This is a genomic window from Streptomyces roseolus (assembly GCF_014649855.1).
GTDB classification, from domain to species: Bacteria; Actinomycetota; Actinomycetes; order Streptomycetales; family Streptomycetaceae; genus Streptomyces; species Streptomyces roseolus.
Genome location: NZ_BMTV01000093.1, coordinates 1 through 655, shown reverse-complemented (window position 1 = coordinate 655; position 655 = coordinate 1). Strand labels below are relative to the sequence as shown.

1 protein-coding gene is annotated in these 655 nt (G+C 69.0%); it reads right to left on the bottom strand.

What is annotated here, in order from left to right; all coding sequences use genetic code 11:
- Positions 1-655: ABC transporter substrate-binding protein (locus tag IE245_RS36595; RefSeq protein ID WP_189955791.1), on the bottom strand; the 655-nt coding region annotated here is incomplete at both ends.

The following is a 655-nucleotide window of genomic DNA, read 5'->3' as shown; positions in this document are numbered from 1 at the left end:
CTGGTCTTGTCGCCCTTGGTCCACTGGGGGAGGGGGGCGACGCGCCAGTCGCCGGAGGCGGCGGCGACGCCGGAGGACAGGTTGGCGGGCATCCAGGCGCCGATGGAGAGGGTGGCGATGGAGCCGTCGGCCAGGCCCTTGTACCAGGCGTCGCTCCAGGAGCTGATCGGCGCGACCAGCTTCTCGTCGAGGAGCTTCTGCCAGGTGGCGGTGTACTTCTGGGTGCCCTCGTCCTCGAAGTTCACGGTGACGTTCGTGCCGTCGGTCTTGTAGGGGCGGCCGCCGGCCTGCCAGATGAGGCTGGTGGTGGCACCGGCGTCACCGGTGTCGTTGGTGATGAAGACCTTCGGGTCGGCCTTGTGGAGGGTGCGGGCGGCCTCGACGTACTCGTCCCAGGTGGTGGGCACCTTGACGCCGTGCTTGTCGAAGACCTTCTTGTTGTAGAAGAACGCCATGGGCCCCGAGTCCATCGGCAGGGCGAAGACGGCCTTGTCCTCCGTGACGGCGTTCCACGGGCCGGGGGTGAAGCTCGTGCCGTACTTCGCGGCGCCGTAGGGGGAGAGGTCCTCGACGGACTCGCCGATGGCGAACTGGCCGAGGGCGTAGTACTCGATCTGGGCGACGTCGGGGGCGCCGGAGCCGGCGGCGATGGCGT